This window comes from Corynebacterium phocae, assembly GCF_008693075.1.
Classification (GTDB): domain Bacteria; phylum Actinomycetota; class Actinomycetes; order Mycobacteriales; family Mycobacteriaceae; genus Corynebacterium; species Corynebacterium phocae.
Genome location: NZ_VXKJ01000042.1, coordinates 1 through 18,067, shown reverse-complemented (window position 1 = coordinate 18,067; position 18,067 = coordinate 1). Strand labels below are relative to the sequence as shown.

General features: G+C 59.0%; 18 protein-coding genes and 1 pseudogene. 11 read left to right on the top strand and 8 right to left on the bottom strand.

Annotated elements, in window-relative coordinates; translation table 11 throughout:
• Window positions 1-10: 10 nt before the first annotated feature.
• The 6 genes from F4V58_RS06510 to F4V58_RS06485 form a co-directional block, all read right to left on the bottom strand.
• Window positions 11-844: a hypothetical protein gene (locus tag F4V58_RS06510; protein WP_075734399.1), complete on the bottom strand. Its 834-nt coding sequence runs from the start codon at window positions 842-844 to the stop codon at window positions 11-13.
• 81 nt (window positions 845-925) lie between these two features.
• A complete protein-coding gene (locus tag F4V58_RS06505; RefSeq protein WP_075734397.1) occupies window positions 926-1,138 on the bottom strand; it encodes a hypothetical protein in 213 nt (70 codons plus the stop codon).
• 38 nt (window positions 1,139-1,176) lie between these two features.
• Window positions 1,177-1,425: a hypothetical protein gene (locus F4V58_RS06500; RefSeq protein ID WP_075734395.1), complete on the bottom strand. Its 249-nt coding sequence runs from the start codon at window positions 1,423-1,425 to the stop codon at window positions 1,177-1,179.
• A 121-nt stretch (window positions 1,426-1,546) separates the two neighbouring features.
• The gene (locus F4V58_RS06495; protein ID WP_075734393.1) at window positions 1,547-2,053 is read right to left on the bottom strand and encodes a hypothetical protein; all 507 of its coding nucleotides are present in this window, start codon (window positions 2,051-2,053) and stop codon (window positions 1,547-1,549) included.
• Window positions 2,054-2,138: 85 nt separating this feature from the next.
• Window positions 2,139-2,351, bottom strand: a complete 213-nt coding sequence (locus F4V58_RS06490) for a hypothetical protein (protein ID WP_170252486.1) — start codon at window positions 2,349-2,351, stop codon at window positions 2,139-2,141.
• Window positions 2,352-2,490: 139 nt separating this feature from the next.
• Window positions 2,491-2,730 (bottom strand): hypothetical protein, encoded by a 240-nt coding sequence (locus F4V58_RS06485; protein ID WP_075734389.1) that lies wholly within the window; start codon window positions 2,728-2,730, stop codon window positions 2,491-2,493.
• Between the two features lie 243 nt (window positions 2,731-2,973).
• Between F4V58_RS06485 and F4V58_RS12485 the strand changes: the two genes are divergently transcribed.
• The 10 genes from F4V58_RS12485 (at window position 2,974) to F4V58_RS06440 (ending at window position 14,407) form a co-directional block, all read left to right on the top strand.
• A complete protein-coding gene (locus F4V58_RS12485) occupies window positions 2,974-3,147 on the top strand; it encodes a hypothetical protein (protein ID WP_157105763.1) in 174 nt (57 codons plus the stop codon).
• A 282-nt stretch (window positions 3,148-3,429) separates the two neighbouring features.
• Window positions 3,430-5,214 (top strand): DUF262 domain-containing protein, encoded by a 1,785-nt coding sequence (locus tag F4V58_RS06480; RefSeq protein WP_075734387.1) that lies wholly within the window; start codon window positions 3,430-3,432, stop codon window positions 5,212-5,214.
• Entirely contained in the window at window positions 5,165-6,115 is a 951-nt protein-coding gene (locus F4V58_RS06475) for a hypothetical protein (protein ID WP_150385730.1), read from the top strand. The genes F4V58_RS06480 and F4V58_RS06475 overlap by 50 nt, the downstream gene beginning before the upstream one ends.
• 86 nt (window positions 6,116-6,201) lie before the next feature.
• Window positions 6,202-7,788, top strand: a complete 1,587-nt coding sequence (gene serA / locus F4V58_RS06470; protein ID WP_075734385.1) for a phosphoglycerate dehydrogenase — start codon at window positions 6,202-6,204, stop codon at window positions 7,786-7,788.
• A gap of 118 nt (window positions 7,789-7,906) precedes the next feature.
• Entirely contained in the window at window positions 7,907-8,926 is a 1,020-nt protein-coding gene (locus tag F4V58_RS06465; RefSeq protein WP_075734383.1) for a 3-isopropylmalate dehydrogenase, read from the top strand.
• Window positions 8,927-8,955: 29 nt separating this feature from the next.
• A complete protein-coding gene (locus F4V58_RS06460) occupies window positions 8,956-10,476 on the top strand; it encodes a hypothetical protein (RefSeq protein WP_075734381.1) in 1,521 nt (506 codons plus the stop codon).
• Window positions 10,477-10,487: 11 nt separating this feature from the next.
• The gene (locus F4V58_RS06455; RefSeq protein ID WP_075734379.1) at window positions 10,488-12,341 is read left to right on the top strand and encodes a DUF294 nucleotidyltransferase-like domain-containing protein; all 1,854 of its coding nucleotides are present in this window, start codon (window positions 10,488-10,490) and stop codon (window positions 12,339-12,341) included.
• Window positions 12,341-12,952, top strand: coding sequence for an exonuclease domain-containing protein (locus tag F4V58_RS06450; RefSeq protein WP_075734377.1), 612 nt, complete (start codon window positions 12,341-12,343; stop codon window positions 12,950-12,952). Before F4V58_RS06455 ends, F4V58_RS06450 begins: the two co-directional genes overlap by 1 nt.
• A 37-nt stretch (window positions 12,953-12,989) precedes the next feature.
• Window positions 12,990-13,781, top strand: a complete 792-nt coding sequence (locus F4V58_RS06445) for a fumarylacetoacetate hydrolase family protein (RefSeq protein ID WP_075734375.1) — start codon at window positions 12,990-12,992, stop codon at window positions 13,779-13,781.
• Window positions 13,782-13,801: 20 nt separating this feature from the next.
• Window positions 13,802-14,407 (top strand): class I SAM-dependent methyltransferase, encoded by a 606-nt coding sequence (locus F4V58_RS06440; protein ID WP_075734373.1) that lies wholly within the window; start codon window positions 13,802-13,804, stop codon window positions 14,405-14,407.
• 279 nt (window positions 14,408-14,686) lie between these two features.
• On the opposite strand, the gene F4V58_RS06435 is transcribed toward F4V58_RS06440, so the two are convergent.
• Window positions 14,687-15,886, bottom strand: a complete 1,200-nt coding sequence (locus F4V58_RS06435) for a hypothetical protein (protein ID WP_075734371.1) — start codon at window positions 15,884-15,886, stop codon at window positions 14,687-14,689.
• Between the two features lie 642 nt (window positions 15,887-16,528).
• Here F4V58_RS06435 and F4V58_RS06430 point away from each other — a divergent pair.
• Window positions 16,529-17,323 carry a chymotrypsin family serine protease gene (locus F4V58_RS06430; RefSeq protein WP_150385729.1) on the top strand — a complete coding sequence of 265 codons (795 nt, stop codon included), beginning with the start codon at window positions 16,529-16,531 and terminating at the stop codon, window positions 17,321-17,323.
• A 144-nt stretch (window positions 17,324-17,467) separates the two neighbouring features.
• On the opposite strand, the pseudogene F4V58_RS06425 reads toward F4V58_RS06430, so the two are convergent.
• A pseudogene (locus F4V58_RS06425) lies at window positions 17,468-17,962 on the bottom strand (chorismate-binding protein); the annotation flags it as partial.
• Window positions 17,963-18,067: the final 105 nt, after the last annotated feature.

The following is an 18,067-nucleotide window of genomic DNA, read 5'->3' as shown; positions in this document are numbered from 1 at the left end:
CGTTTTAGGGCTAAATCTTGGTTGTGGTCCCGACCGGCCCGTAAAGGGTGCAAACCCAGGATTCGATTTGGCTCATTGAAATTTTGTCCCGGCTAATCAGTTCGTGAACGGTCTGTTCCGTGTCTTGAACGTATGCCCGGTTAGCCTGTATGGAAATATCGCCCCACATTATGCCGTCCCTGTAAAGTTTTGCGGCTTTGTCCCCGCCGGTGGTTTCCAGAACCTCTTGGATTTCGGTAGGGATATTCATGGGCCACTTGCCGGTGCAGTACTTTTTCACCATGTCCATGATTTCCGCTAGGGTTTCTTCGTTGTCCTGGATGTCTAGGCCGTCAAAGATTTCATCGTCTAGGATTTCTTCACCGGCAACCCAGGAAACCTCAACTCCGCTATGGGCGGGGGTGAGCAATCCGTTGTTGTGAACCAGGGCCGCGATTGCTAGGGTTCCGAAATCGTCCCAATATAGGCCGGGGGCGTGAATCTGTGCGAATGAGTCGGGTTCTTCGTCTTTGGTTTCGCTGTAAAAGCCGCCGCAGAGTTCAATTTCGGTAATGTCGCCGGTTTCGATTACGTTACGCAACGCCTGCAGCTGGGTTTCGAGCTCCACGCGGTCCCAGCGGTTCGCAAGCTCTTTGAGCGTGTAGTGGTGGAATTCGCGGGCTTTGGCTTGTCCGTAGATGTCGAACGCTGCGCCGGGGTGGGTGCACTCTAGGCGCTCGCTACCCCGGGTGATGATGTGCAGGGGGCCGTCTACGTAGTGGGTGAGGGTGAATTCGTAGGGGAAATTCCCCTCCGGGGTTTCCTGGGTTCCGGTGATGGTGTCGGTGTTGATTTGGTACTGCATGGTGAAACTCCTTGTGTTGAGGTGGTGAAAAATTCCAGATTGGGGGTTACCCCCCGGGGCGCTAGGCCCCGGGGCGGGGGTTTAGATTGGCTCGATATCTGCAAAGCAAACATAAGCGAACGGGCGGATCCCGTTGTGCCAGTCTTCTTCTAGCGGAATGATGGAAAAGTGATTTTCATTTTCTTCAAATTCTTCCGTGATAAGTTCCACTACGGTTCCGGCGGGGTAGGCTTTTTGCCCAGTGTAGTGGTTGAAGATGATGTCGCGGGTTGTGGTTGCTGCCAGGGTTTCCATTGTGTTTCTCCTTGTGTGTGGTCGGGTTGCCCGGCGGGTTAGTTGTTGGTGTCGCAGGATTCTACGATGTCCCAAAAGTCTTCGCCGTCATAGATTGCCCACTGTGGGTTGGTGCCGTGGTAGCCAGCGAAAATTACGAGTTCGTCATAAATCTGTTCTAGGTCGTAATCGCCTTCCCACTCTTGAAGAATGTCGCGCTCAACCATTCGCAGGGCCTCGTCTGGGGTGGAAAAGTGGACGCCGGGCTGGTAGCTCTCGATCTGGTTGCTGGTGATGATGTCCTGCATTGTGTTGCTCCTTGTGTTGGGTTGGGTGTGGATTCAGGTGGGCTTTTGTTTCCTCCGGCTCCGTGCCTGTACCTATTATGATACCAGTACTAGGGTGTGAATGCACACTCGAGTTGGTACTTTATGGTGTGGCGTTAGTCACAATTCTGTCAATGTAAGTGCGCGAAAGCCCGGTAGTCCGAATAACTTCCGCCTTGGTAATACCTCCGGTAACTGCGTCCCTAATCTGCTGGTGGAACTCCGCGCGCCGCGAGTCCACCACCTCCTGCGCCCGCGTAATTTCTTCCTGTGCCGCCAGCAACCCCGTGCGTACCTGCTCGATATCTAAATCTCGCGCAAGCAATTCTTTGCGCTCCCGATCCATCTTGGAATGAATCCGCGCCGGTGGGAAAATTCTTACTCCGCCCATATCCCCGGCCATACTCCCTACCCCGCGCAGTAGCCCGGCTACTTGCCGGTGATGGTCGAGGTATGTCCGCGTGTCTGCGAACGGGGTTTCTACCCCCCAGCCCTCCGCTAGGTTTTCATCTTCCCCCGGCCCCTGTAGTAGAAAATTCTCCGCCGTCAACGGCTCGATAAAATCCGGGAATTTTCGGTTAAAGGCGGCCGCGATCTCTTTTGCTTTCATATCCGATCCTCTCGATAATGCCCGCCCCCATCTTGCTACGGGGGCAGGCGTGAACCCCGGGGCCTGAACCCCGGGGTAGTTGTGGTTACTGGGCTGGCAGCGTCCGTACCCAGTCGGTAATGGTGTCCATGTTGAACGCCTGTCCTTTTTCACTGGTCATTTCGTGGGTTTTGCCGCCAATTTTGGCGCGGACCAGGTGGCCCTCCGGGCGCTGAATCGAAACGATCCGGCCTTGCTGGGTATCGCCCTCGATAAGGTCCGCAGCCCAGTTGGTGGTGTTGCCGGTCATATTTTTCATGTGCATTGTGTTTCTCCTTGTGTGGTGTGGTGAAAAATGTCAGATTAGGGGGGTGGCTAATCTGTCAGTGATTGGGGGGGTTGGTGAAAAATGTCAGATTGGGGGTTGCCCCGGGGCGCTAGGCCCCGGGGCTAGGGGGTTACTTGGCGCAGTCCTCGAGTACTTCGTAGAAGTCGTTTTCGATTAGCTGGTAGTAGATGTCCCCGTTGTAGTAGCCGGCAACCTCTACGCATTTTTCTTGTACCTGGTCGAGGTCATAGTCTGCGGTTTCTCCGTCCATGATGTCGCGCTCGATTACCTGCATTGCGTCCGCGCGGGTGGAGAAGTGAATCTGCGCGTCCAGGGTTTCAATCCGGTTTTCGTTAATGTAGTCCTGCATTGTGTTGCTCCTTGTGTTGGGTTGGGTGTGGATTCAGGTGGGCTTTTGTTTCCTCCGGCTCCGTGCCTGTACCTATTATGATACCAGTACTAGGGTGTGAATGCACACTCGAGTTGGTACTTTATGGTGTGGCGTTAGTCACAATTAGTTGTTTTGGTTTCAACAACCCCCGCGCCTGATGTCGGTAGCTACTACTATTCTGGCAGGCCAGGAACATAAAACTAGTAGTTGAAAGTTGTTTAAATGGGGAATTTAGCGCGCGCCGGGAGGTCGCAGGCGCGGCTGGCTGATTTCATGCCCGCCGTCCCGCCGTCTTTCCGCGCGGCGGTGTTGGCTGCAGCGCCCGGCGCTAGTGGTGTCGTGCGGTTGCGCGCGGCGCTCGATACCCCGGCCGAGGTGGCCCTGGGTTGGGCGTGATGTTATCCCGCGCGATCCCGCAATAATCCCGCACCAGCTATGAAACATGCGGTATCCACGGCACTACCGGCGCTAGGGGCATGATTTTAACCTGCGGTTTTACATTCCCGCAGGTCACGAAACCATGAGGGGCTAATGAGCTGGGTTCAGAATCCCTTGAATGAGACTGCTTAAACACTAGTTTCACCGCGCGGCCAGGCTTGAACCTGGCCGCGCTTTTTCTTTGCTTTGTCGCCCAACCCGGTAGCGTCAAACGGGGTAGTAAGGGGTAGTGTTGGAGGTATGGGTTTTACAACACCGAGCTACGATCTCAATGACCTTTTCAGCCGAATCAACCGGGGAGATATCCAGCTCCCGGACTTTCAGCGTTGCTATTCCTGGAACGAAGACCGCATTCGGTCTTTGATAGTTTCCGTGCTTCGCGGTTACCCGCTGGGAACTTTCATGGCGCTGGATACCCGCAATGAGAAAATGCGGTTCCGCCCGCGGGTTCTCAGCGGCGCCCCGGACCGGAACGTCAACCCCGGTTTGCTGTTGCTGGACGGCCAGCAGCGGCTAACCACGCTCTACCACTGTTTCCGCGGTGACGGGCAGATTAATACCACCGACTTCCGTTCAAAGAAGATTTCGCGGATCTATTACGTGGATATTCGCAAGGCGGTTTCTGAGCCGTTGATGCCGGATGAGGCGGTTTTTGCCGTGGACGCGAAGGGCAGCATGTGTTCCTTCTTTGGCCCGGAGCTTGACTCGATCCCGGACTATGACGCCGCGATTGCCGCCGGTGTTATCCCGGTGGCCTCGCTGCTGAGTCCGGAGGGCACGGCCATGTTATTTGATATGGCGGTGCAGTCCGAGGACCTGCGGGCGGAGGTAGCTGACTTTAACAGCCGCATTGCGCGGCCGCTGGCGGGCTATGACATCCCGGTTATCCGTTTGTCCCGGGAGACCGAGCAGGCGGGTATTGGCCAGGTGTTTGCCCAAGCCAACTCCTCTGGCCTGCAGATGGGCGTGTTTGAGCTTCTTACCTCAGTCTTTGCTAGTGAGGATCCGGATTTCCACCTGTCTAAGGATTGGGAGGAGACCATGGGCTCTTTGCGCCGGCTGCCTTCGTTGGAGTCCATTGACCGCACTGATTTCCTGCGGGCGGTTAGTCTGCTGGTTAGCTCCCGCAAGGGCAAGGCCGGCGGCAACCGGGAGGATATTTTGCGGTTGAGCTTGAGCGAGTACCTGGACGCGCGCGCTACGTTGCGCGAGACTATGAACAAGGTCGCGGCTTTCTTGGCGCAGCGCTGCATTCTTGACGATGACCAGGTGCCGTACAGCGCCCAGTTAGTTCCGCTGGCTGTCATTTTTGCCCGCCTGCTGGAGCACCCGGAGGTTCTGGAGGTGCAGGACAACTGGGACAAGATTAACCAGTGGTTCTGGTGCGGCGTGTTCGGGGAGCTCTACGGCTCGGGCGCGGTGGCTCAGCGCGCGTCGCGGGACGTGGATGAGGTTCTGGCTTGGGTGTTGGGCAAGACTGACACCCCGCCCAAGACGGTGCGGGACGCGTCCTTCCAGGAGTCCCGGTTGCTTTCGGCCGGTCCGAAGACCGGCGTGTTTAAGGCCTTCTACGCGCTGCTGATGGCCCGCGGGGCAAAGGATTGGCGCACTGGCACCACCTTCAACCAAGACAGCTTTGAGGATTTTCAGCCGGGGTTCTTCCCGGTATTCCCGCTGCGCTGGTGCAACCAGCAGGGCATTGATCCGGTGCTGGCGCACTCGGTGATGAACTACACCCCCATGGGCAAGCGCACGGAGGTGGTGCTGGACGGCAAGCCGCCGCAGCGTTACCTGCGCCGCGTGCAGGCCAAGTCCATCATGGAGGACCCGGAGTTTGATGCGGTGTTGGCCTCCCACGAGATTGATCCGGAGCTTATCCACACGGATGCTTTTGAACGGTTTATCCGCGACCGCCGGGAGCGTTTCATAGGAATGGTGGAATACGCCATGGGCAAAGAAGTTATCCGCGACGTTGATGAAGACAACTTGGGCGGTGGAGCAGAGGGGCCGGACGCTTTTGCCTAGGCACCTGTGCGCGGGCGCGCCGCGGCTAGCTGCGGGGGCCATTCTGGTGGCTGGGGCGTGCGCACTGTCCGGGTGCGTGGGCCCAGGCTATGTGGCGGTTCCGCCCGATATCATGCAGATGGACCCGGCGGATATCCGGCTGCCGGATGCGCGTAGCCAGAACCTGAGCCGCTTTGTCACCCCACAGTTCGCGGATGAGGTACGGGTTATAGAAGACCCCTACGGGCTGGAGACGGCGGAGCTGTTTTTTGCCGCCTCGGAGTCGCTTATCATCGCTGAGGACCAGCCGGCCGCCTTGGCGCGCGCTGCGACCTTGGCTATGTCCCAGCGTGTTCCCATGGTGGCTTATTCGGATGACAACCGCCGCGACATCAACGCGCTGATTGGCAAGCTGGGCGTTAAAAGGGTGCTGTTGGTGGGCCGCGTGTCTTATCTGCGGACGGAAGGCGCGCTCACGGTCATGCAGGACCCGGGTACGGATAAGGGTTTGGGCCAGCTGACGGCTTTTCAGTTTGACACGCGGGTGGTTACTAGCCCGGAGGAGATGGTCCAGGCGATAGCGGAGGTAGACCCAAGCCAGCACGTGCAGCTGAAGACCCAGTGGCGCAAGCTGGTCCGCGATCCCCGCGCGGAGGTGGGCGCTTTACCGGCGCAGCCCCCGCGCGATGGGCAGATGGCACCGGTGGTGATAGCCACGCCCGCCACGTCAGTTCCGGCGGCGGCCAACGCGCGCGCGTTCGGCGCGGAACTGCGCGTGATGCCCACCGGCAACCCCTTGGATTCGAAGGCGGCGTTTGCCATGGTGGTGGGCTTGGACGGCGGAAACCTGGTGGCGCTGGGACCGGATTTTGGCGGCTCGAATCTATTAGTCAATAGAATTAGACAAGGTTGGTCTGAGTGAACTAGGATCCTTTGCAAGATATGCGCCCCTGGCTGTCTTATCTCTTTCAAGCGCACACCACGTGCCCCCAGATGCAAAGGAATTTCATGTCTAAGCCGGTTGTTCTTATCGCCGATAAGCTCGCCCCATCCACAATCGAGGCTCTAGGCCAGGGGGTGGAAGTCCGTTGGGTGGATGGCCCTAACCGCGCTGAGCTGCTGGCAGCCGTCCCGGAAGCCGAAGCCCTGCTGGTGCGGTCTGCCACCACCGTGGACAAGGAGGTCCTGGCGGCCGCTCCCAATTTGAAGATTGTGGGCCGCGCGGGCGTTGGCCTTGACAACGTTGATGTGGCTGAGGCCACCAAGCGCGGTGTCATGGTTGCTAACGCGCCTACCTCTAACATTCACTCCGCGTGTGAGCAGGCCATCGCGTTGTTGCTGGCCACTGCGCGCCAGATTCCGCAGGCGGATCGCACGCTGCGCGAGGCAACGTGGAAGCGCTCCGAGTTCAAGGGCGTGGAGATCTTTGGCAAGACCATTGGCATTGTGGGCTTTGGCCACATTGGCCAGCTTTTTGCCCAGCGCCTCAAGGCTTTTGAGACCACCGTGGTGGCCTATGACCCTTATGCCAACCCTTCTCGCGCCGCTGCGCTGGACGTGGAGCTGGTGGAGCTGGAGGAGCTGATGGGGCGCGCGGACTTTGTGACCATCCACTTGCCCAAAACCCCGGAGACTTCCGGGCTGTTCAACGCGGATTTGCTGGCCAAGGCCAAGAAGGGGCAGATCATCATCAACGCCGCCCGCGGTGGCTTGGTTGATGAGCAGGCGTTGGCGGATTCCATCAAGGCGGGCCATCACCGCGGCGCGGGCTTTGATGTGTTTGCCACTGAGCCCTGCACCGACTCGCCGCTGTTCGGGCTAGAGCAGGTTACCGTAACCCCGCACTTGGGTGCTTCCACGGAGGAAGCCCAGGACCGCGCCGGCACGGACGTTGCTGACTCCGTGCTCAAGGCGCTTAACGGGGAGTTTGTGGCGGACGCGGTGAACGTCCAGGGCGGCCGCGTGGGCGAAGAAGTGGCCGGGTGGCTGGAGATTGCCCGGAAGCTGGGCTTTACCGCCGGGGCGTTGTTGGAGAAAGCACCTGCGGTCATTGAGGTAGAAGCGCGCGGCGAGCTGGCCACGGAGCAGGTAGAGGCCATTGGCCTGTCCGCCGTGCGCGGCCTGTTTTCCGGCGTGGTCTCTGAGACTGTGACTTTTGTTAACGCCATGCAGATTGCTGAGCGCCGCGGGGTCAAGGTCGTGGTGCGTACTAACCCGGAGTCCAAGGGCTACCGCGCTTCGGTCAACGTCCGCGTGATTGCTGCGGACGGGGATGTTTCCACGCTGACCGGTACCCGCAACGGTATTTCCGGGGCGGAGAAGTTTGTCCGTATCAACGGCCGTGGCGTGGATATGCGCGCCACCGGGCATAACCTGTTCTTCCGCTACCGGGATAAGCCCGGCGCGTTGGGTGAAGTGGGTACCTCCCTGGGCACCGCGAACATCAATATCAATGCTGCTGCCTTGACTTCCGGTAAGGAGGAGGGCTCTGCGGTCCTTATCTTGCGCGTTGACGCTGAGGTCCCGGCGGACCTGCTGAAAAAGATCGCGTCTTCGTTGGAGGCGGAGGTCTTCCAGTTCGACTTAGGCGAATAAGCCTTTCGCACCAGGCCGCCGCAGGAGATTTTTTAACCTGCGGCGGCTTTGTCATGCCCGGTGACCGCAGCGTGCTAATCTGGAAACACACCACGTAGTGAGAAAGGTATCTTGCATAATGAAACTAGCGGTAATTGGCGGGGACGGAATTGGCCCCGAGGTCACAGCGGAGGCCCTCAAAGTCCTTGAGGCGGTGCGCGAGGACGTCACCGTCACCGAATTTGACCTAGGCGCACGGCGCTACCTCAAAAACGGTGAGTTGCTCACAGACGCGGACTTAGCGGCGTTGAAAGACCATGACGCTATCTTGCTGGGGGCTATCGGCGCCCCGGCAGAGGTCCCGCCGGGGGTCTTGGAACGCGGCCTGCTGCTGAAGATGCGCTTCGCGTTAGACCACCACGTGAACCTGCGCCCGTCCAAGCTCTATCCCACCGCGTCCTCCCCGCTGGCCAACCCCGGGGACATAGACTTCGTGGTGGTCCGCGAGGGCACAGAGGGCCTCTACGCGGGCAACGGCGGTGTGTTGCGGGAGGCAACGCCGCACGAGGTGGCATCGGAAACCTCGCAAAATACCCGCTTCGGGGTGGAGCGCGTGGTGCGTGACGCCTTTAACCGCGCGATGTCGCGCCGCAAGAAGGTAACCCTGGTGCACAAAACCAACGTCTTGGTCTACGCCGGCAGCCTGTGGCAGCGCACGGTGGACGCGGTGGCCGCAGAATACCCGGAGGTTGAGGTGGACTACAACCACATTGACGCCGCTACCATCTACATGGTCACTGACCCCGCGCGCTACGACGTGATAGTCACAGACAACCTGTTTGGCGATATCCTCACGGACCTGGCCGGCGCGGTTACCGGCGGTATTGGCTTGGCGGCCTCTGGGAACATTGACGCCTCTGGTCAAAATCCTTCCATGTTTGAGCCCGTCCACGGCTCCGCGCCGGATATCGCGGGCAAGGGTATTGCGGACCCTACCGCCGCCATCTTGTCAGCGGCGCTCATGCTGCGGCACCTGGGTGATGAGGCCAATGCTCAGCGGATTGAGCACGCCGTTGCTGCCGATGTCGCCTCGCGCGGCGAAGAACCCATCTCCACCACGGCAGTAGGCGACAGGATTGCCCGCGCGCTTTGCGCTTAAACCGAACCTGAGCCGGTAGCATGGGGAAAATGAATAAGCCATTTAGCCGGACCCCTTTCCACCTTGCTGCTGCCGTGACCGCCGCCGCTTTGACCTTAAGCGCCTGCTCCCCGGATGAGCTGGGCTTTGGTCAGGGCGCGGAGCCCGCCGTTAGCGGAAAGCAGGGCCAAGACCCTGCCGCTGAGCCGGAAAAACCCACGGCTTTTGCCCCGCGGGTAGAAGGTGACCCCTTGGGGTTTTTCACCTCCGAGCGGAAGGACTTAGAAGAAAAAGGCCTGCCTACTGACAAGGTAGTGGTTGCGGACGCAGCTACTGAGCTGGCTGCCGCGCGCTTTGCCGTTGAAAATGGCCTGCCCATGCTGGGCGCTGACCAGGTGGGGGAGCTAGCCGGCCTGGACGCTACAGAGGTGGTGGCCTTCGGTGAGGTTGATACCACCGGCTTTACTGGCACGGTGACCCCCGGCGTCCTGCCGGAGGCCCCCGAGCAGCTCAACCCTTATGAGGTGGCGCAGGCTGTTGCCCAGGCACCCGCCCGCGCTACCAGTAAGGTCACCGCGCTGGTGACCCCAAACACCCCGTTGGCAGACATTGCCACCGCGCGTGCCGCCGGTGCCACCGTGTTGGTGTTGACCGTGGGGGATCCGCGGGAGATTAGCGAGTCCATGGCGGCGGTGAAGGCCGGCAATACCGTGGCCATTGGCCCAGACTTTGGCACCCAGGAACAGTTCCAGGCCAAGGTGGAACTGGTGAGCAACGGGGAGCTTCCCGGCGGTGGCGGCCTGGTATTTCCCGGACGCCGTATGATTGCGCTTTACGGGCACCCGTCCGGTCCCGCGCTGGGAGTGATGGGGGAACAAGACCCCGCTGGGGCGGTGGCCCGGGTCCAGGAGTTGGTGGGCCAGTACCAGCAGCTAACCCAGTACCCGGTTATCCCGGCGTTTGAAATCATTGCCACCGTGGCCTCTAGCTCCCCGGGCGATGACGGGGACTACGCCAATGAAACAGAGCCCGCAGACCTGGTGCCCTACATTGACGCCATCACGCAAGCCGGCGGCTACGCCGTGCTTGACTTGCAGCCCGGCCGGGCCTCCCTGGTAGAGCAGGCCAAGATTTACGAGGACCTGCTCAAGCGCCCCAACGTGGGCCTAGCGCTTGACCCGGAGTGGAAGATTGGCCCGGATGAGGTCCCCATGACCAACATCGGCCATGTGGAGGCCGCGGAGGTTGATGAGGTGTCCCAGTGGCTGGCTGACCTGGTCAGGGACAATAACCTGCCGCAGAAGGCATTCGTGCTGCACCAGTTCCAGTTGCAGATGATCCGGAACCGGGAGGCGCTGAACCTGGACCATCCGGAGCTGGCCTTTGTCCTGCACGCGGACGGCCACGGCGCGCCCGGGGTCAAGATGGAGACGTGGGACGCTATGCGCCAGGACTTGCAGCCGGAATTTTTCATGGCCTGGAAGAATTTCATCGATGAGGATTCCCCTATGCATACCCCTGCGGAAACTTATTCCATCAATCCGCGCCCATGGTTCGTAAGTTACCAGTAGGGTAGCTCACTATGAGCTCTCCAAGTGTTGAACTAGACGAAGTCCGCGGGTTTCTTGCCAAGCACGAGCCCTTTAACCACCTGCCGCCGGAAGTGTTAGACGAACTCCCGGCGCAGATGACCATGCGCTATGTGCGCCGGGGTACCCCGGTGGTGGAGTTTGGTAAAGAAAACCATTCGCTGCACATTATCCGCAGCGGCGCTGTGGACATTGTCAGCGAGGACGGCACCTTGGTGGACCGCCGGGACACCGGCCTGAACTTTGGGTATTCCACGCTGGTTGAAGATGACCCGGTTTCCCACTACACCATGGAAACGGTTGAAGATAGCCTGATCCTGGATTTTCCCCGCGCAGCCTTTACCCAGCTGGCCAACAACAATCCGGACGTGGCGCGTTTTTTCTCCGCGCAGACGCGGCAGACATCGGCAGCAGCTCGGGCGCTGGAGGAAGACACCACCGAACCCCTGCGCACCAAGCTGGGGGACGTATCCCTGAACACGCCCGTCACCGCGGCACCTACCGTCACCATCCGGGAGGCCGCGCTTATCATGGAAGAATCCGGGGTGTCCTCCCTGGTGCTGGTGGAAGACACCAAACCGGTGGGGATCATCACGGACCGCGATTTCCGCCGCCACGTGGTGGCACGCGCCGTGGACCCCGCCACGCCGGTCGCAGAGATTATGACCACCAACCTGCTCACGGTCACCCCGGAGACCATGTTCATGGAGGCCCTACTGCTGCTGGCGGAAAAGCGCATCCACCACCTCCCGGTCACCAAGGACGGCAACCTGGTGGGGATTATCACCCAAACCGATATCACCAACCTGCTCCACGATGATCCGGTGTACCTAGCCGCCGGGCTGAACCGGGCAACCGACTTGGATGGCGTGTTCACCAAGGCCGGGGAAATGGCGGTGCGCTACATTGACCGCGGGTCATCTCCGGATGAGGTCTGCGGGATTATGACCATGGTGGCTGACGCCCTGGCCCGCCGGTTGTGTGAGATGGCTGAAGCCAAGCTGGGCGCGCCGCCTGTGCCTTATGCTTTTGTGGCCGTGGGTTCCCAGGGCCGCCGGGAGATGGGCCTGGCCTCAGACCAGGACAACGCCCTGGTGTTGGACAACAGTTTTGATGAGACCCAGCATGGCAGCTACTTCGCCGAATTGGGCGAGTTTGTCTGCCAGGGTCTGGCCAAGGCCGGGCAGGTGCTGTGCCCGGGCAACATGATGGCCTCCAACCCGGAGTGGCGGATGACTACCCAGCAATGGGAAGAGACGTTCCATAACTGGATTACCGCGCCGGAGCCAGAGGCGTTGCTGCACGCGCAGGTGTTCTTCGATTTCCGCGTGCTCTACGGCAGCGCTGAGCTGGGGGAGAGCGTCCATACCTCCGCGGTGAGCATGGCTAAGGGCGCGCGCCGCTTGCACGCCCACCTGGCCAGCCTGGCGGCCCGCCGGGAGCCGCCGTTGACGTTCTTCCGGGGCCTGGTGGTGGACCGGGACGGGGAGTACCGCAATACGCTGGACGTGAAGAAGGGCGGCACCGCAGGCATCGTCCAGATGGCGCGGCTGTTTTCCCTCGTGGAAGGCAGTCAATCCGTGGAGACCAACGCCCGTTTGCAGGACGCCGCTGGCGGCGCGGTGAGCCAGGGCGGGGCAAAAGAACTTGCCGACGCCTTCGCCTACCTGCGCCAACTCACCTTCCAGCACCAGGCCGCGCAGGTCCACGCCGGCCAGACCCCGGACTATCACATTGACCCCTCCACGCTATCGCGCCTGGACCGGGAACGTCTGCGTGATTCCTTCCGCACCATCAAGGGGATGCAAAACGCCCTTGCCACTAAGTACCCGGTGAGGAACATCTAATGTGGTTCACGCCCAAGCTAGACGTTGCCACCCCGGCCCGGTCCACCCCTGTCCGCGACCTGGAGCTTCTAGCCGTAGACATTGAGACCACCGGGACAGATCCCAAGACGGATCACATCTTGTCCATCGGCTGGCTGCCCGTTAGGCCCGGCGGGGTCATAGACTTCTCCGGTGCCGGTTACGTGGTGGTTAGCGGCCACGAGGTGGGGGAGTCCGCGGTTATCCACGGGTTGACCGACGCGGACGTCCAAGAGGGCGTGCCGTTGGCACAGGCCTTTGACCAGGTCATCTCCGCCCTCCAAGGAAAGGCCCTGCTGGCTCACTTCGCGGCCTTGGAAGTTGGTTTCTTTGACGCCGCCGCCCGGGCGCTTTATGGCAAAAAACTCAAGCTGCAGGTTGTGGACACCTTTGCGTTGGAGCGGCGCCACATGGAGCGCATGGGAACCTATCCGCGCGGGGAAGACCTTCGGTTGGCGCGGGTGCGTCAGCGCTACGAGCTTCCCCGCTACGGCAACCACAACGCCTTGACTGACGCCCAAGCCTGCGCGGAGCTCTACCTGGCCCTCATTGCGGAAACCTCAGTGCGCACCTTGGCGGATCTGCAACCTTAATGAGGTTGTCCTATTACGCAAGGGTAGTATTGTGTATATGCGTTTAGGACGAATTGCACAGCCAGAAGGACTTAGTTTTGCCATCATCGAAGGAGAGCCCGGCTCCCTCGTAGCAAAGGAAGTTCCCCACCTTTTCCAACCAGAACCCACCGGGCGCGAATTCACTGAGGATCAGTTCAAGCTCCTTGCCCCCACCCTTCCCACCAAGGTGGTGGCCCTGGGGCGCAACTACGCGGACCACGTGGCGGAGGTCTTCAAAGAGTCCGCTGAGCACCTTCCGCCCACCATCTTCATCAAGCCTTCTACTTCCGTCATTGGCCCCGGCGCCCCCATCCGGATTCCGGACTTTGCCACCAACGTGGAATTTGAGGGCGAACTAGCAGTGGTTATCTCCAAGGTGTCTAAGAACATTGACCCGGAGAACTGGAAAGACCACGTCCTGGGGTTTGTCATTTGCAATGACGTCTCCTCCCGTGACCTGCAGTTTAAGGACGGCCAGTGGGCCCGTGCCAAGGGTATTGACTCCTTCTGCCCGCTGGGCCCGTGGATTGAAACCGACCTGGACAAGTTTGACCTTGATGATCAAAAGATTAACGCCTACCTCACCCACGACGGTGAGCGGGTGCAAAAGCAGGACTCCAATACCAACCAGATGATTGTGAAGATTGGCCACATCTTGGCGGAGATTTCCCAGTCTTATACCATGCTGCCCGGCGACGTCATCACCACCGGTTCCCCAGCCGGCACCGCTCCCATGACACCCGGCGACACCATCGAGATTGAGATCCCCGGCCTAGGTTCCCTGATTAACCCCATCGAGCGCGCCTAGCAGCTCCACCCCAAGCAACCATGACCCCGCCGCCTGACCACAGCCCACAGCACGGGCACAGCCCACAGCACGGCAACAGCCCACGCCCACTTCCCACCCCAACGGAAATGGAGGCGCGGTACTCACAGTCCGCGCAGCTGTGGTCAGGCAAGCCCAACCGCGCCTTGGTGGACTTTGCTTCCACGCTGCGGCCCGGCACCGCGCTGGACGTGGGCTGCGGTGAGGGCGCGGACCTGCAATGGTTATCCGATCAGGGCTGGGAGGCAACCGGGATTGACTTTGCTCCCACCGCCGTCAAGCGCACCCGGGAACGCGGCCTGCGGGCTTACCTTAGCTCCTTGAAGGATTTTGACCACCCTCCCTTTGACCTAGTCAACGTCCAGTTTGGTGGGATACCGGCAACCGCCGCAGCAGTAGCCAAGCTGGAATCCTTGGTAGCCCCTGGCGGTAAGCTCCTATTTGTCCACCACGATTGGGAGTCAACGGAGATGGCCATGCCAGCCTGGTTGGCAAATAACCTCCAGCAGTTGGAAGTCATTGAATACCGCAAGCTTTCCCGGGCGGTTAATACGGGCGCTGGTGCTGGTCACGCTTATGACCTAGTGCTCACCGCTGAACGGCGTTGATCCTGCCCCGGCTCCAACAGCTTGAAAATATTGGCCGGCGGCCACTCCTACGCTGACAGTTAGTAATCGGGCTCAGCCCTCCCTACAAAAACAACTCCCCAAAAGTTAGGATTGATTTTCTCAATCCAACTTTTGGGGAGCAGTTCGCAATGCCGGAGGATGGCAATTTCTAACTAGTAAGGCGTTAAGCCTTAATTAGTTGTTTTATTTTTTAGGTTCTACGGAAGAACCATCCATCTCGGAGGACTTTTTGTTTTCGTCTTTCATTTCTCCGGAAGACTAAGCACCTTGCTTCTTTGGAGCTTCTGGACCATCAGGATCATCCTGAGGATCATCCTGAGGATCATCCTGAGGATCATCCTGAGGATCCTTCTGAGGATCATCCTGAGGATCCTTCTGAGGATCATCCTGAGGATCCTTCTGAGGATCCTTCTTAACCTCAGTCTTGGAGCTAAGCTTCTCTTTCGCGTCTGCCGGTGCGCACTGGTCAACGGCCAGAGCGATAGCGCCAGCGCCTAGCAGCAGGATGAGCAGGCCGGTGGTGGCGGATACGAAGCCGTGGCTGCTCTGTGCCAGCTGGGCGTCAAGCTTTGCTACCTGTGCGGAGATCTGCGGGTTGAACAGGCCCAGGCCCTTTTGTACCTCAGCGTTGAGGGAGCCGATGGCCAGCTGAACGGTACGGGAAATCTCGCTCAGCCCCGGAACGTTGACCTGGGAACCAATGGACAAAGGAATCAGAAGCAGCGCCGGGATACCAAAGACGCCGCCAATGGTTCCCCAGCATTTATCGCTGACAACATCCTTGTCGCCTTTGTCCGGGGTCTTGTCTTTGGAGGAGAGCCCATCCTTGGAGGACTTGTCGTCGTCCATGGTCTGCTTCTTGTCCTTGGCGGAGAGCGCGTCGATTGGGGACTTGCCGTCCTTGTCCTTGGCGGAGAGCGCGTCGATTGGGGACTTGCCATCCTTGTCCTTGGAGGAGAGATCCTTCAGGGAAGGCATTTGTTGACCAGAACCCTGCTGGTCGTTGGGATTGCCCTCGACCTCGAAAAAGGCTACGTCCTTGTCGTTATCAGCCTCGTTCTTGATGGAGAACTTTGAATCACCTTGTGGGTTGGCTTTCACTTTGATGACCAAGGTGCCCTTTTTATCTTTATCTACGTCCACATCCTCGTAAAAAGATTCTTGGAAACTCTCAACGGAGAAGTTTCCGGCAGGAATGTCGGCCTCGTTGACATATTTAAGGGTATATTCTTTTCCTGCTTTGAGGGCGAGCTTTTTAGGATCTTCTTTGGTCGAACCAGTAGTCCATTCCATAGACACTTCCTGGTTAGCCTCAGCGGCGGAAGCTGCAACGGTGGACTGTGGAGCAACTACTGGGGAGACGAATGGTGAAACCAGTGCGAGGGAGAGAGCGGCAGCGGTTAGTACGGTGCCGCGGCGGCGGGAAGTAACGCCGAATTTGATGCCCTTGTTAGACATGTTTGTCCTTTCGAAATGACGGAGATAATTAACAGTAACTTGGGCGAAAACTCTGGAGTGAACTGAGGACCAAATTCCTGCGGTTTGCTCAGGTACACCGCGGCCGGTGTGACCGGCGGCACTGAAACCTTTAGTGCAAACTTATCACCATGCTAAGGGAGTGCTTTACTTTTGGCAACCTACTTAGATTAGAATTCCTGGCATCTTCCCTAGAAATTCTAAGACTTGGGAATGGATATCTACATGCGCAGCTAGTTTGGCGCGGCACTGGGTAATAAGCCTTGAGTGTCTCATGGAAAATTCTTAGTAATTTTTGGGAATTGGTACTTGTTTTCACTTGCCCACGGTCGTTGTGCGGGGGCCGGCGCACTGCCGTTCTGTCGCATTGAGGACAAGCTGGATCTTTGTCCGCATGGGGTAGCGCTGTGCTGTGGTATTTCTTTGGGTCCTGAAGGTGGCATGAGGGTCACAGTCAGCGCTTTTTAGGGCGCTAGACAACTCCGGCCTTATTTCCGGTATGCGGTGGTGGTGCTGATAAAATGAACCCTATCGGCTATATACCTAAGTTCATTTCTGTGAACCAGGTTTTTAAAAAAGAAGAAAGTGAAAACTCAAGTGAAGATAGATCCACTCTCCGTTGTTATGAGTTTGATATCCGTTGTGGTGACAATTCTGATTGCGGTGGGAGTTATTCCAGGAACAGAGCTCAACGGCCTCAGTAGTAACGCTGGCGGCGGGAATTTCGGGATTCCGGGGGTAGAGGACATTATCGGCGGGGATAATGATGGACCTAATCCCAATGAGAAACCCTGGACTTGGGAGCAGCCGGTGCGCACGGACGGGGATATCACGGTCAACCAGGGGGATGCCGTGAAGAGCCGTGCTGGATCGTGCACCATCGGATACATTGACCGACCAAATAATCTGGCGTATACCGCCTACCACTGCATTCCCGTTCTTGATTTCCACGAAAGGGAGCAGGCTTGGTCGGCTGACGGTAGGCCAATTGGTACGTTTGTCTACCCGAAGGACTACTTGCCGTATTCACCACTTCCGACTTATGAGGAGGCGCTGGCTGCCGGTTCGCATAAGTATGACATCATCGCCATCCGGCTCTATGACAATGTTAACGCCGGGGAAAATACCTACACCGGAAATACCCGCGTGCCGTATTCGCATGTTCGCAAAGGTGAGCAGGCATGTTTTTACGGCGACACCACCCGACGCGTGGCCTGTGGACCGATTACCCGTAAGGACAAGGACTCGTTCATGATTGACTTTGAGATGGAGCCGGGAACAGGTGCAACCCACGGCGACTCGGGCGGTCCCGTATGGATTCCCGGCCGCGGTTCCATTGGTGTCCTTAAGGGAGGATTCCAACGCGACGGTGTTGGCTTTGATTACCACTCCGCTGGCAACGTGGCAACGGGCTATTAGTAGTTAGGCAAGTACGCCTAGTGTGCTTGCCAGTTGCAGCAGCACCAATTTTCGGAACAATCTCCCCGCCTGGGTGAAGTGAAACTTTCACCGCGCGGGGAGTTTTTCCTATCTTCAACTGGCGGCCGGGGAAGGCCCCAGGATTTAGAGCCCTAGCGCCCGCAGAATGGTTTGTAGTTTGGCTGTGGTTTCATCCAGCTCTGCTTGGGGGTCGGAGGCTGCGATGATTCCACTTCCGGCCCAGGCGCGGGCGGACAGGCCATCTCCGGCTACCTCGGCGCAACGGATGGCCACCATGTATTCTCCGTCGCCGGCGGCGTCGCACCACCCAACTGTTCCGGCGTAGAATCCGCGGGCGGATTCGGCGGTGGTGATGAGGGCCTCGGCGGCATCGGTAGGTGTTCCGCAAATAGCGGGTGTGGGGTAGACCAGCAGCGCGAGCTCCAGGGCCGTCATGCTTGGGTCTTTAAGGGTTCCCGCAATCGGCGTGCCCAGGTGCCACATTTCATTGGTTTTGGTGAGGATAGGTTGGGCGGGTGCGTCCAGGCGGCTGCACACCGGTGCCAGGATTCGGCGTAGGTGGTCAACCACAAAGGCGTGCTCGTTGAGGTCCTTGGGCGAGTGCAGTAGGTCTTGGCCGGCTAGGTGTATTTTGTCAAGCTGAAGTGATCCGTTTTGGCGCGGAAAAGTGATCCGTTTTGGCGCGTGCATGTTTTTTTATTTGGGTGTGTTTGTGGGGTTGGG